8 protein-coding genes are annotated in these 13,208 nt (G+C 67.7%); 2 read left to right on the top strand and 6 right to left on the bottom strand.

Going from position 1 to position 13,208, the window contains the following annotated elements; all coding sequences use genetic code 11:
* Positions 1-9: 9 nt before the first annotated feature.
* Together WG902_RS01810 and WG902_RS01815 are read right to left on the bottom strand one after the other, a co-directional pair.
* Positions 10-1,017, bottom strand: a complete 1,008-nt coding sequence (locus WG902_RS01810) for an ABC transporter substrate-binding protein (RefSeq protein ID WP_340058181.1) — start codon at positions 1,015-1,017, stop codon at positions 10-12.
* Positions 1,018-1,128: 111 nt separating this feature from the next.
* Positions 1,129-1,857 (bottom strand): M48 family metalloprotease, encoded by a 729-nt coding sequence (locus tag WG902_RS01815; protein WP_340058182.1) that lies wholly within the window; start codon positions 1,855-1,857, stop codon positions 1,129-1,131.
* A gap of 132 nt (positions 1,858-1,989) precedes the next feature.
* Between WG902_RS01815 and WG902_RS01820 the strand changes: the two genes are divergently transcribed.
* Entirely contained in the window at positions 1,990-2,625 is a 636-nt protein-coding gene (locus WG902_RS01820) for a hypothetical protein (protein WP_340058183.1), read from the top strand.
* On the opposite strand, the gene WG902_RS01825 is transcribed toward WG902_RS01820, so the two are convergent.
* The 4 genes from WG902_RS01825 to WG902_RS01840 all read right to left on the bottom strand — a co-directional run bounded on the left by WG902_RS01825 (position 2,614) and on the right by WG902_RS01840 (position 12,339).
* Entirely contained in the window at positions 2,614-6,795 is a 4,182-nt protein-coding gene (locus WG902_RS01825) for a PAS domain S-box protein (RefSeq protein ID WP_340058184.1), read from the bottom strand. The genes WG902_RS01820 and WG902_RS01825 overlap by 12 nt on opposite strands.
* Positions 6,792-10,205 (bottom strand): PAS domain-containing protein, encoded by a 3,414-nt coding sequence (locus tag WG902_RS01830; protein WP_340058185.1) that lies wholly within the window; start codon positions 10,203-10,205, stop codon positions 6,792-6,794. Before WG902_RS01830 ends, WG902_RS01825 begins: the two co-directional genes overlap by 4 nt.
* Positions 10,202-11,023 carry a response regulator gene (locus WG902_RS01835; protein WP_340058186.1) on the bottom strand — a complete coding sequence of 274 codons (822 nt, stop codon included), beginning with the start codon at positions 11,021-11,023 and terminating at the stop codon, positions 10,202-10,204. The genes WG902_RS01830 and WG902_RS01835 overlap by 4 nt, the downstream gene beginning before the upstream one ends.
* Before the next feature lie 110 nt (positions 11,024-11,133).
* Entirely contained in the window at positions 11,134-12,339 is a 1,206-nt protein-coding gene (locus WG902_RS01840; RefSeq protein ID WP_340058187.1) for an EAL domain-containing response regulator, read from the bottom strand.
* Between the two features lie 199 nt (positions 12,340-12,538).
* Here WG902_RS01840 and WG902_RS01845 point away from each other — a divergent pair, with 199 nt between their 5' ends.
* Entirely contained in the window at positions 12,539-13,204 is a 666-nt protein-coding gene (locus WG902_RS01845; RefSeq protein ID WP_340058188.1) for a response regulator transcription factor, read from the top strand.
* Positions 13,205-13,208: the final 4 nt, after the last annotated feature.

Raw genomic sequence — 13,208 nt, forward strand, 5'->3', positions numbered from 1 at the left:
GCGCGCGCCTCACAGCGTGATCGGCGCCGCGCGCGCCGCCTTCACGAAGCTCTCGTCCATGTATTTCTCGTAGGCGACGGGTGCTTTCAGGGTGCCGGCCTCGACGGACAGCTGCATCAGTTCGTCGAACTCGGCCCGGATCATGCGCAGGTCGCCGTAGGTCACGCGGTCTACCGGGTTCTCCATGACGAACCGGATGATGTTGGGATCCTGGTTGAAGAACTTGCGCCCGGCTGCGATGGTCACCGCCTTGTTGCGGTTTTCCTGCTTCTGGTCCAGCCAGATGCCCGCGCCCAGGATGTGGTTGACGAGGTCCTGCACCAGGGGCCGGTTCTTCGCGATCAGCTCCTCGCGCACCGTGAGCACGCAGCAGATGTAGTTGCGCCATTCGTCACGCGTCATGCGCAGGGGGCGCGCGTAGCCGGCGCGCTGGGCCGCGGCCCCGAACGGTTCGCCCGTGCAGTAGGCGTCCACCGCCTTCGCATACAGCGCCGCCGGCATGTCCGCGGGCGCCATCTCGATCAGCACGATGTCCTTGGGTGCCATGCGTTCCTGGGCCAGCATCTTGCGAAGGAACAGGAAGTCCACGGCGAAGCGGCTGGGAATGGCGATGCGCTTGCCCGCCAGCTCGCGGAAGGTCTTGTACGGCGAGTCCGTGCGGACCATGATCACTGCGCCGGAGCGATGGCCGAGCGAGACGATCTTCACCGGGATGCGCTTGTCTGCCAGGTCCATCACCAGCGGGGCCAGCATGAAGGCCGCCTGGATCCCGCCCGTCATCAGCGACTCCTTGACTTCCGGCCAGCCGTTGTACCGGCTGTACTCGAACACGCCGCCGCCGCGGGCCACGCAGGCCACCGGCAGGGTCAGGTTGCAGGTGACCGCCAGGCCGCCGACCACCAGCGGGTTGGCGGCGCTGGCCGTGCCCGCCGCAAGGGGCAGGGCGGAGGCCAGCGCGCCCTGGAGCAGGGAGCGCCGGGAGACGAGGGGTTCGGGAAAAATCGGGTCCGGGGGCATGCGCGAACAGGGACGGGAAAACCTGCATTGTCCCCGAAGCCGAAGGGCGCGCCCCAACGCGACCCCAGCGCCCCTGCAAGGCGTGGACGGTTCGCCCGCCGTCCGGCGTGCCTACTCCAGGGGAGCCGTGAGGTTCTCGATGCGGGCCTCGATGGCGGGATGCGAGCCGGAGTAGTCGCCCTGACCCGCGGGAGTGATCTTGATCAGCATGCGCGCCATGGCGCCAGGGTTGATGCCGACTGCCGCCAGCAGGTCGGCTCCCCGTCGATCCGCGTGCAATTCGCGCAAATGGTTGCGCCTGATCATCCAGATCGCCAGCTGCGGATCGCCCGCCATGGCTTGCCGCGCCCGCGCGAAAATCTGGGATGAGGACAGGCCCACGTCGCGGATGGCCGCAACGGCCTCGCACAACTGATGGTGAGGGTCGGCCTCCTCGAGGTGGGCGAGCTCATGGGCGATGACCGCCGCAATCTCGTCGCCGTTCAAGGGCAGCTCGCCGGTCCAGAGCCGGGAAGACAGGAACACCGTGCCAGAACTGTTGACCGAAGCCGGAGTTTCACTGTCGACAGCGACCAGTCTCGCCTTCCTGGAAACGTTGGTCAGCCGCGCCGCTGCACTGAGCCGCCTGAAGACCTGCTGAACTGCTTCCGGGACAGGCACCGCGGGTGCAGCGGCCATCCGTTTCAGCTCCGCTTGCGCGGGCGCGTCCACTGCGCGGGGACGCGCCATCGATGCGTTGCATTGCTCGAGTCTGTCGGCGTGTTCCGTTCCGATGCCGGCACCGAGCGCCGTGCCGCCAACCACCCCACCGATCAGAGCCATCGCGAACATTTTCAGCATGCCCGTATTGACGCTTTTGGCGGCGGTCCCCGGCTACGCCTGTGGCGCTTGCGTGCTAGGTCGATTTCCTACCTGCGGTCGGCTGAGTGTGCGAGGGGCGTCATTGGCTTAACCCTGTGCGTCCACAGGCTGATGGTGATCGTCCTCGTTCGTGGCCTGATCACGCCATCGACGAGGACATCCATGGCACTGGCACTGAACCAACTACTGCCCGGCAACAACGCTGCCACCCGGGCCCTGGTGCGACTCGGGCGATCCGCACGCGACGCGCTCGCCTGCGGTCTGGGCGCGCGGGCGCGGACGCGCGCATGCCGGCCGACCAGCCTGGCCGTCTTCGACGTGGGCGAACTGCCCGAACTGCGCCAGATCTTCGGCGATGGCGCGGCCCGCCACACCGTGGCCGCCATCCAGCGCGCGCTGCAACGCATCGACCCGATCGCGGGACGCGTGTCGCGCACGACCGCCACGACATTCGCGGTCCTGCTGCACGGCTACGACGTGGAGTCGGCCAATGCGGCGGTCCGCCAGGCCCTCGGCGAGACGCTTGCGATCGAAAGCGACTGGCATGGCGAGGAGATCGTGGTGGTGCCGGATTTCCTCATCCGCCCCTCGGGCGACTCCTTGCACCGCGTCGGCCAGCTGCATCGGCAGATGCTCGGTGAAATCGCCGACCAGCAGCAATCCGTGCGGCGCCATCGGGACTACCTGCGGCGCGAGCGGGAATCGCATCTTCCGACGACGAGATCCGCCCTGCTGTCAGCCGCGTGAACCTGCCGAGGTGCGCGCGAGGCCGTCCAGATAGCTGTTGAGCCGCATCAACTCGTTCTCGAAACCGAGGGCCGCCGCGGCAAGCGCGTGCGGTTCCTCGCCTGCACTGGCGGCCTCGATCCGGGAGCACGCGGCGGCCAGGGCCGTCGCCCCCAGCATCAGGCCCGCACCCTTGATCCGATGCGAACAGGTCCGCACCGCGGCCATGTCGCCCGCTGCCGCCGCTGCGCGCAGGCTCGCCGCGTCGCGATCGTTGTTGCGGCGGAAGTCGGCCAGCATTTCCGTTTCGACCAGCACGGCCCCGCCGGAGACTTCCGCCAGCAATTCCAGATCGATGAAGCCCCCCGCGCCCGGGGTGTGAATCGCCGCAGCCGTTGACGGAGCCGGTGCCATGACGGCCTCGGGGAGCGGAAGCCAGCGCGCGAGCTTGCTGCTCATCTCCTTCAGTGCGGCAGGCTTGACCACGTAGTCGTCCATGCCGGCGGCCAGGCAGAGTTCGACCGCGGCCGGCAGCGCGTTGGCGGTGCAGGCGATCACCGGGACCCGCCCCGAACCGGCGAGCCGCTCCAGTTCACGAATTTCCCCGGCGAGCTCGTAGCCGTTCATGCGCGGCATGTTGCAGTCCGTGATGACCGCGCCGAATCGGCGGCTGCGCCACAGGGCCAGCCCCTCCACCCCGTCGCTGGCCGTCAGGGCCGCGTAGCCGAGGGAAGCAAGCTGCCGCAACAGCACCTGCCGGTTGGTTGGATGGTCGTCGACCAGCAGCACCAGAGTCCCCTCGGCCTCCGCCTCCAGCGGTGCCGGCGTCCGGCGCCGTCCCTCCACCAGCGCAGCCAGGGTTTCACGCCGGCTGCGGGCAGCCGGCAGCGCCGCAACCGGCACATCGCAGATCTCCAGCGACAGCAGCAGCGTCAAGGTGGTTCCCCGGCCCGGCTCGCTGGCGATTTCCACGCTGCCGCCCATCAGTTCGGCCAGGCGGCGCGCGATCACCAGGCCGAGGCCGGTGCCCCCGAATTTCGCGCTGATGGCGGCGTCTGCCTGGACAAAAGGCTTGAACAAGCGCTCCAATTGCTGCGCCGACATTCCCACGCCGGTGTCCTGCACCACGAAACGCAGGTGCTCCGTTTCCTGCGAGCGCTCCAGCAGTTCGACCCGGACTTCGATGCCGCCGCGTTCCGTGAACTTGATGGCGTTGCTCAGGAAGTTGTTCAGGATCTGGCCGAGGCGCAACGGATCGACCGCCAGCAGGGGACTGACCTGCGGATCGATGTCCAGGTGCAGGGTGAGATTCTTGCCCGACGCAACCTGGCCGTGCAGCCTGGTGATGTTCTCCACGATGTCCCTGACCGAGCCGGCCACGAGGTTGAGGTCGAGCCGATTGGCCTCGATCTTCGAGAAATCCAGGATGTCGTCGATGATGGACAGGAGCGACAGGCCGGATTCCCGCGCCAGGCCGATCGTCAGGTGCTGGTCGTCATCCAGCGCGCTCAGCTCCAGCAGTTCCAGCAGGCCGAGCAGCCCGCTCATCGGGGTGCGGATTTCGTGGCTCATCGACGCCAGGAAATCGGATTTGGCGCGGCTGGCTGCTTCGGCCTGGGAGCGCGCCAGGTTGAGCTCCGCGGTGCGGCGGCGCACGCGCGACTCCAGGTCTGCGTTGAGCTCCTGGAGCGCGTCCTGGTCGCGCTTGCGCCCGGTCACATCCTGCGCCATGAGCACGATGCCGATGACCTTTCCGGTCTCGTCCCGATAGGGCACGCGATCCCGCTGGACCCACATCTCCTGGCCGAGCCGGGTGCGGATTTTCTGGATGGAACCGAGCTGCGGCTGCCCGGTCCGTATCACTTCGAGATCCGCAGCATGGGCTTCGCGCGCCGCGTCGGGGTAGATGTCGAACGCCGACCGTCCTTCGATCTCGTCGACCCGGAGTCCCTCCGCTGCGGCACCGCGCTTGTTGATCCTGAGGATCCGGTTCTCGGTGTCCTTGAACATGATCAGCGCCGGCATGAGGTCGAACAGCACCCGCAGTTCCGTCTGCTGCTGCAACAACTCGCGGTTGGCCCGCGAGATCTCCAGCTCGGCGAGCTTCAGGTCGTGGACGTCGGTGCAGGTGCCGACCCACTTGACCAGGACGCCGGCGGCGTCGTGCTGGGGAACCGCCCGCAACAGCCACCAGCGGTACACGCCGTCTGCGCGGCGCAGCCGGCTTTCCAGCATGTACGTGGTGCCCTTCGCCGTGGCCTCCTGCCAGGCGTCCCAGGCACGCTGCTGGTCCTCAGGATGGAAGGGCTTGTTCCAGCCATGCCCCCGGCTCTCCTGCGGCGTCAGGCCGGTGTAATCGCCCCAGCGCTGGTTGAAATAGATGTTCCAGCCGTCGGGGCGCGTCATCCAGACGATCTGCGGCATCGACTCGGCCAGCGCCCGGAATTCGGACTCGCTTTCGCGCAGCGCGGTCTCGGCACGCTTGCGCTCGGTGATGACGACGGCCGACGGGATCAGGAAGATCACCTGGCCGGTGTCGTCACGCAGCGGCTGCAGGGAAAAGTCGAGCACGATCTCCTCGTCAGTCGCGCCCTGCGCCCGCAACTCGAACCGGGACGCCTCTCCCTGCGCCGCGCGGCCGATGGCGGTCCGCAACTGGTCCCGCGCGTGCTCGGAGCGCCGCCACCATGGGGTGTCGGGGAAGAGCTGGCCCAGCACGTCCTGCGCCTCGAGCCCGGCCGCGTCCAGGGGTGACCGGTTGACTTCCACGAGGACTCCCTCCGGCGTCAGCAGCGCCACGAACACGGAGGGCGCCAGCCCGTCCATCAGGCTGCGCAACTGGTGCTGGCTGCGCTGCACGGCTTGCGCAGCGAGCTTTCTCTCCGTGCTCTCATAGACCGTCCCGCGCTCGCCCGTGATGCGGCCGAACGCGTCCCGCACCGCCTCGCCGCGGATGACAACCCAGCAATCCTTGCGATCCGGGCGCGCAACTTCGACCTCGATCTCGAACGGCTTGCCTTCCTCCAGCAGCTTGCGGTGCGCATCGACCATGAGCGCCACGCTCCCCGGTGCCAGCGCCAATTCGCGCGCACCCACCCCAGGAGCGCCGAGTGCCGGGTCCATCCCGAAGAGTTCGAATGTTTCTTCGGACCATTCCGCGCGGCCGCTGCGGTTGTCACGGAACCACGTCCCCAGTCGGGCATGTCGCCTCGCATGTTCGAGCTCCCGCTGGTGCGGCTGCAGCACCAGGGGCCGGGTGGCGAGCACGGCGACGCCCGTGACGGCCAGCGCCACCAGCAGCACGATGAACAGGTCCCGGCGCAGGGCTGTGGCTGCGGACGCTTCGAGGGCCGCGACATCCGCCCCACTCGTGGCCCAAAGGACTGTCTCCCCCTGGTAAATGACGGGGCGGGCAATGTAAAGCCGGGAGACCCCATCCAGGCCTCTCAGCTGGGCAGGCGCGCGGGCGAGAGCCTGCCGGTTGGCGAACAGTTCGCTTTCGGCAAAAGTCTGCCCGCGGCGCAGGGAGGGGTTGTCGATGCTGCGGCCGACGAGCACCCCGGCACGGTCGAACAGCGCCAGCGTGACCGGCAGGTGCGAGGCATGCGGCAACCTGGGGACCAGCGAAGCAGCGGTCAGGCCCGCCACCGCCATGGCGGTGACACGCTTGTCGGCACCCAGGATGGGAACGACCAGCTGCAGGTTGTCCACCCCGCTCACCCGGCCGACGGCAAAGTCGCTCAGCGCGGGGCGTCCGGTCTGCAGGGCCTGCCGCACGTGCGGCCGGTCGGCCACGTTGATCGCGCGGGGCAGCGGCTTGCCGCTGCACTGCACGTCCCCGGCCGGCGAAATGACGATGTAATTCGTGACCCGGGTCCCGGCCACGGCGACGGCGCGCTCCAGGGCGCGGGAACAGGCCTCGGCGGCGCCCGGCTGCGCCAGGTCCAGTGCGCCGACTGCCTGAGCCACCGTTTCCGCGCTGACGAGGTCTTGCTGCAGGCGGCGAACCAGCCTGTCCGCGTCGTCCTGCATCTGGTGGACGGCGTCGTCTCGGCTGCGCTCGGTTTCGCGAACGAACTGGAGAACCGTCAGCAGGAACACCGGCAGCGCGCAGAGCAGGGCGAACGCGATCAGCCGGGAGCGCATGGTGAACCGCGTCGCCCGTCCCGCCAGCAAGGTGCTCGCGGTCACCTTGTTTCCTGCTTCAGGGTCGGAAACATGTCCAGGTACTCGTTCAGCCGCAGCAATTCCACTTCGAATTCGCGCATCGCCGAGGCCAGCTCCCTCGCGTCGCGCGCCTCGCCGGCAGACTCGATGCGAGAGCAGGACTGGCCCAGCAAAGTGGCTCCCAGCATCTGGCAGGAGCCCTTGATGCGGTGGGACGACTCCGCAACCTGCGCCAAATCCCCATGGGTGATCGCCTCGCGCAACTTCTCGGCATCGAGCTTGTTGGTCCGGCGGAAATCGAGCAGCATTTCGGCCTGGGCCAGCGGATCGTGGCCCGAGATCTCGGCCAGCAGGACCAGGTCGAGCAGCCCCCGGCCCCTGGCGGCAGCTGCTGGCGGCAAGGGGTCCGGCGCTGGCAGCCCTCGTGGGACGTTGCGTGCCAGCGGAACCCAGCGATCGAGCATCGCGCCGAGCCGCGCCAGGTTGGCCGGCTTGACCAGGCAGTCGTCCATCCCGACGCTGATGCAGCGTTGCGTCGCAGCCGGCAGTGCGTTCGCGGTGCAGGCGATGATCGGGATCCGGCCGCGGCCTCGTTCCCTCTCGACGCTGCGGATCGCCCTGGCCAGGTCGTAGCCAGTCATCTCGGGCATGTTGCAGTCGGTGACCACGGCCGCGAACTGCCCCGCCTGCCATGCCTGCAACGCCTGCATGCCGTCGGCAGCCGCCTCCGCGGCGTACCCGAGCAAGGCGACCTGCCGCATCAGCACCATGCGGTTCGTCGGATGGTCGTCGACGATCAGCAGCAGCGTGCCCTCCGCCTGTGCCTCGTCGAGGGTCGGCGCGGTGCGGCGACCGGCGATGAAGGCCTGCAGTGCCTGCTGGTCCGGCGGCTCCCCCCCTGCGGTGAGCGTGCCGTCGCATACCTCGAGCGCGAGGGTCAGCGAGAGGGCTGTTCCGACGCCGAGCTCGCTGGTGACTTCCACCGTTCCGCCCATCAATTCCGCCAGACGCCTGGAGATCACCAGGCCCAGGCCGGTGCCGCCGAACTGGGCGCTGGTTTCGGCGGCCGCCTGGACAAAGGGCTGGAACAGTCGGCTCACCTGCACCGGCGTCATCCCGATCCCGGTATCGCGGACGACGAACTGCAGCTTCTCCGTGTCTGCCTGTCGCGCGAGCAGTCGCACGGAGATGTCGATGCCGCCCGCGCGGGTGAACTTGATGGCGTTGTTGAGAAAGTTGTTCAGGATCTGGCCGAGGCGCAGCGGGTCGAACGACAGCAGCGGGCTGATGTCCTGTGACACGTCCACCCGCAGCGCCAGGCCCTTGCTGGCGGCCACGCGTGCATGAAGGTTGGTGACGCTCTGGATGATTGTCGGGACCGACGACGCCACGAGGTTCAGCTCCAGGCTGTTCGCCTCGATCTTCGAGAAGTCGAGGATGTCGTCGATGATCCGCATCAGCGAAGTGCCGGATTCGCGGGCGACCGCGAGACTCGATCGCTGCTCCTGGTTGAGGTCCAGCGACACCAGTTCGAGCAGTCCGAGCAGGCCGCTCATGGGTGTGCGGATCTCGTGGCTCATCGTGGCCAGGAATTCCGATTTGGCGAGGTTCGCCCGTTCCGCTTCGCCCCGGGCGGCCTCGAGTTCCGCGGTGCGGCGCAACACCCGGTCCTCGAGTTCGACGTTCAGCTGGCGCAGCGCGTCCTGGGCGCGCTTGCGCTCCGTGATGTCCATCTCCATCACGACGATGCCGGTGACCTGGCCGCTTTCATCGCGAAACGGCACCTTGTCCTTCTGCGTCCAGAGCTCGCGGCCGTCGGCGTCGGCCTGCCGCTCCACCACGCCAATGACGGAATGACCGGTGCGGATCATCTCGAGGTCCGAGGCCTGGTACCGCGCCGCTGTCTCCGGCGGGAACAAGTCTTCGATACGGGCGCCCTCCATCTCGGCCACGGTGCGACCGAACCGGCTGGCCGCGCGTTCGTTCACGCGGATGACATTGTTCCTGGTGTCCTTGAACCAGATCCGCGCGGGGACCAGGTCCAGCAGGATCTGGAGCTCGGTGTGTTGCCGCTGCAGTTGGCGGTTGGTCCGGGACACTTCGATTTCGGCGCGCTTCAGGTCATCGATGTCGGTGCTGCTCCCGATCCATTTCAGGACGTTGCCGGCGTCATCCTTCAGGGCGACGCCCCGTACCAGCCACCACCGGTAAACCCCGTCCTTCCGGCGCAACCGGGCCTCGTACGAGTACTCGCCGGCCGCTTCGTGGAACGCCAGCAGCGCCCGTTCCCGGTCCTCCGGATGAACCAGTTCGAGCCAACCTTTCCCCATGCCCTCCCCGAGGCTCAGGCCCGTATAGTCCATCCATTGCTGGTTCGTGTAGATCGCCTCGCGCTGCGGTGTCGTCGCCCAGACGATCTGCGGTATTGCCGCAGCCAGGGCGCGGAACTCGGCGACGCTTTCCTGCAAGGCAATGTCGGAGCGCTTCTTGTCCGTGATGTCCGTGGCGCAGCCCACGACAAAGTCGACCCTCCCATCGGTGCCCAAGGCGGCTGAGAAGACATAGTCGAAGACGTCGCAGGTTCCGTCCGGATTGGCGAAGGAGACTTCGTCCTTGACGCTCTTGCCCGTGGCGAAGACCGAAAGGATCTGGGCCTGGATCTTCTGCGCGGACTCGGCCGGGTACCCGAGGTCGTGAGCGTCCTTGCCAATGGCCTGCTCGAGGCTCATGCCCCAGACATCGAGGGCTTTCTGGTTGGCGAAAAGGAGGCGGCCCTGGGCGTCGATCAGGTAGCTGAAGTCGGTGATGGTGGACAGCGCCTTGTTCATCATCCGCTCTCGCCGTGCGGTGTCCAGGGACAGGCGGGCCAGGTCGGATGCGGCGCGGACCTTCGCCGTGATGTCGAAGTGCAGGACGATCGCGCCGGCCATTCCATTGCCCAGCGCTGCGGCGCGCAGCAGGAACCAGCGCTCCTCGGTCGGCGAATGACACGGGTATTCCATCGTGAAGGTGCGCACCTCGCCGCCGAGCAGGGCACGCAGCCCGCTCGCTGCCTGGGCGGCATAGGCTGCATCCGGGCCGTCGTCGGCATCGCAGACGTCCAGGTAGCTGGTGCCCAGGCCGTGCAACGGCGTTTGCATTCCGTTCTCGGCTGCGAAGTCATCCCAGCGCGCATTGACGTTGAAGATGACGCCCTTGCGGTCCAGCAGGGCGATGTGCGCGGGCAGCGCTTCCAGGATGGCCACCTGGTGTGCCGCCTGGCTGCGGCGCAGGCCCTCTTGCGCCCGCCGCAGCAAGAAGGTGTTTCCCGCCTGGTCCGTCACGGAATCGACGCCGCCGTCGAGAAGCGTCTCGATCCGCGCATCCGCGGCGCTGATGCTCTCGATCAAGGCGAGGACCTCGGCCTGGACAGCCGACGCGGGCGTGCCGGTCACCTTGGGTCCGCAAGTCCGGCAGCAGACCGTGCGACCCGGTCTCGGTGGCGGGCAATCAAGGGGGTCAGCTTGATGGCCGTGAGGGGCTTGCCGATGGCCCCGAGGACCTCGACTCCACCGGAGCGCGCCTGTTCGACCTGCGACAGCAGGACATCGTCGGGCTGCGCGCTGAGCAGGATGACGGACACCGCCAGCTGCTCCTCGCCGGCGATGCGCGCGATGTCGCTGCCGTTGAGCGTCGGCATGCCGAGGTCGAGCATCAGGATCGCGCCCGACCGCGGCAGGATCCTCGCCGCTTCCAGGGCGCCGGCCCCCTCCGCGAAGCCGTGAACCCGCGCGGCGCCGAGGCGCTGCAGCGTGCGGATGATCACGCCGCGCTGGAATTCGTGGTCTTCCACCACGAGGAACGCCAGGCCGGAGCAGAGCAGGCCGCCCTCGCTCCCGCCGGCCGGTGGCGGCTTGCCCGCTTCAGGCGCATCCATGAAAGCATGAAGGCGATGCCGGCTCTGGGTGAAGACCGCCAGCGCGGTGCGCAGGGCCGCAGCGTTGCCGGACGAGACTGCCTTTGCGATCCCCGAACAGGCGCCGGCCAGTTCCGCCGCGCCAATCATCCTGCAGGCTCCCTCGATGCGGTGCGCGGACTCGATGACCTGCGCCGGCTCGCGCGCAGTGGCGGCGCTGAGGAGCATTGCGGTGTCCCGGTCGGTCGTGCGCCGGAATTCAGCCAGGAATTCCGCCGCGACAACCGGGTTGCCGTTCGCGACATCCTCGAGCCGGGCGCGGTCGAAGGCCGGTGCGCTGAAGGCTGGTGCTGTCATCTAGCAAAGTAGCACGAAAGGGTGGCGCGAGTGGGTCCTCCATCCCGGACCTCGCGTTGCGGATGCAATCGCGCCACGCCGGCGTGTACACATACCGGCTTTCGGCGGCGTCATGCTTCGCTGAGTTCCGCGTTCTGCCGGTTCGCCAGCCAGCGCGGGACCGCGGAGCGGGACATCGGGGGGGCAATGAACGGCCCTTGCCCGAATCGGCAACCCCACTCATGCAGCTGGGTCCATTCGTACTTGGAGGCGATGCCCGTGGCAACGGCCGGCACCTTCAACTGCTGCGCAGCCTCCAGTGCAACGGCCAGGCCGGCGCGGGCCGATGGGTCACGGTCGGATCCCACCACGAACCTGCTGGGAATGTGCAGCTCGGTGAACGCAGCCAGGGCAAGCGGATCCAGCGCCGTCGGCCCCATGCCGAAGTCGCTGATGGCCAGGCCGAAGCCGAGCAGTCGCAAGCGGGCCAGGTTCTCGAGCACCTGCGCAAGCTGGTTGGTGTCCAGGGCCGCTTCATTGACGCTGAGGATCATCAAGCGCGGATCGAGGCCCTCGCGCTGCAGGATGTGGTGGATGCGAGGCGAGAGGTTGACGTCGGCCAGTGAGTGGAAGCCGAGGTTCACGGAGACGGGGATGCCCTCGCATTTGAGTTGCCAGCGACGGCAGGCCGCGGCAGCCTGCTGGACGTGCAGGCAGGTAAAGGAGTCGTCGAGCGCGCGGGCCCGGATCGATGGCATGAAAGCGTCGGCCTCCAGCACACCCTCGGCCAGGTGGCGCCATCGGGGCACGGCGGCCATGGCCCTCGGCGCCCCGGTGGCGAGGTTGATCCGGGGCTCGAACCAGCATTCGAACTCCTCGCCGACCCAGGCGGCCGTGATTTCGTCGAAGGAGAACGAGTGGTCTTTGGGCAACGGGAGGCGCTGTTGCGACCGATGCAATTCGATCAGCGGCGTGAGCTTGGCTGCGGTGGCCGGTTTGGACGTCACCCCCAGCAGGCGCACCTTGTAGGCCAGCGCCATGTTGGCCACCGTCCCCAACAGCTCCGGCTCGATCGCACTCATCAGGATCAGCGAGCTCGGGTCCCCCCTTTCGCTCCACCTCCGGACGAATTCCATCCCATCCATGCCGGGCATGTTGACGTCACAGATGACGATGTCCACCGGCTGGCTCGCATCGGCGATCAGCTTCAGCGCTGCTTCCCCATCCTGCGCGCCGTGCACTGCGGTCGCGCCCAGGCTGGCCAGGAGCTGCACGAGTCCGCGTCGCTGGAATTCGTGGTCCTCGACGACGAGGAAGCTCAGGTTCTTGCAGGGCATCGTCGGGGCTCCGGTAGTGTTCGCGTTGTCGCCCGCTGGGGTGGGGCGAACTGATGAGAACACGCGTGTACATGTGGAAACTACTTCGATGACTGCAGCCGGCGTAGGGAATCGGGCATCCTGCCTACAGCGGTTGATGTAACCCGCAAGCATTCCTGCGCGGGGCAGGTCCATACTCGATGCAATCCGCCTCTGCGGCATGCCAAAGGACCCGATGCCATCACCCGCTGCCGACGCGCCGCCGATCCGGATCGTTCTTGCGGATGACCACGGCCTTGTCATGTTCGGGATGAAGGCGCTGCTCTGCCAGATTCCGGAAGTGGTCGTCGTCGCCGAGGCGAGGGATGGCGCGGAACTGGTTGCCGCTGTCGACAGCCTCCGGCCGGACATCGTGCTGACCGACATCAGCATGCCCGGCATGGATGGCCTCACTGCCATCGCGGAACTCCACCAGCGGCACCCCAAGGTGCGGCTGGTTGTCGTGTCGGCGCATGACACGGTCAGCTTCGTCAGGCGCGCGGTGAAAAGCGGTGCCTGCGGTTACCTGACCAAGGATGCCTCCTCGACCGAGTTGGCGAACGCGGTGCGCAGCGTGATGGCCACCGGCAGTTACTTCAGCGGCTTCATCACGCGCCAGTTGCTGCAGCCCGCCGAACCGACCGCGGGCGACGAGTTGACCGAGCGGCAGGTCGAGATCCTGGGACTGCTGGCGCGCGGCATGGCGTCGAAGCAGATCGCACACCAGCTCGGGCTTTCCTCCAAGACCGTCGACGTGCACCGCGCCCGGATGATGGCGCGGCTTGGAGTGCACGACGTGGCCGGCCTGACCCGCTATGCCATTCGGATGAACCTGGTCCAACCCTGACCCG

The organism is Ramlibacter sp. PS3R-8, from assembly GCF_037572435.1.
Lineage (GTDB): Bacteria > Pseudomonadota > Gammaproteobacteria > Burkholderiales > Burkholderiaceae_C > Ramlibacter.

Coding starts and splice junctions, on each gene's coding strand:
- WG902_RS01835 (WP_340058186.1), bottom strand. CDS start 11,023: ATGACAGCACCAGCCTTCAGCGCACCGGCCTTCGACCGCGCCCGGCTC.
- WG902_RS01810 (WP_340058181.1), bottom strand. CDS start 1,017: ATGCCCCCGGACCCGATTTTTCCCGAACCCCTCGTCTCCCGGCGCTCC.
- WG902_RS01820 (WP_340058183.1), top strand. CDS start 1,990: ATGGTGATCGTCCTCGTTCGTGGCCTGATCACGCCATCGACGAGGACA.
- WG902_RS01815 (WP_340058182.1), bottom strand. CDS start 1,857: ATGCTGAAAATGTTCGCGATGGCTCTGATCGGTGGGGTGGTTGGCGGC.
- WG902_RS01845 (WP_340058188.1), top strand. CDS start 12,539: ATGCCAAAGGACCCGATGCCATCACCCGCTGCCGACGCGCCGCCGATC.
- WG902_RS01840 (WP_340058187.1), bottom strand. CDS start 12,339: ATGCCCTGCAAGAACCTGAGCTTCCTCGTCGTCGAGGACCACGAATTC.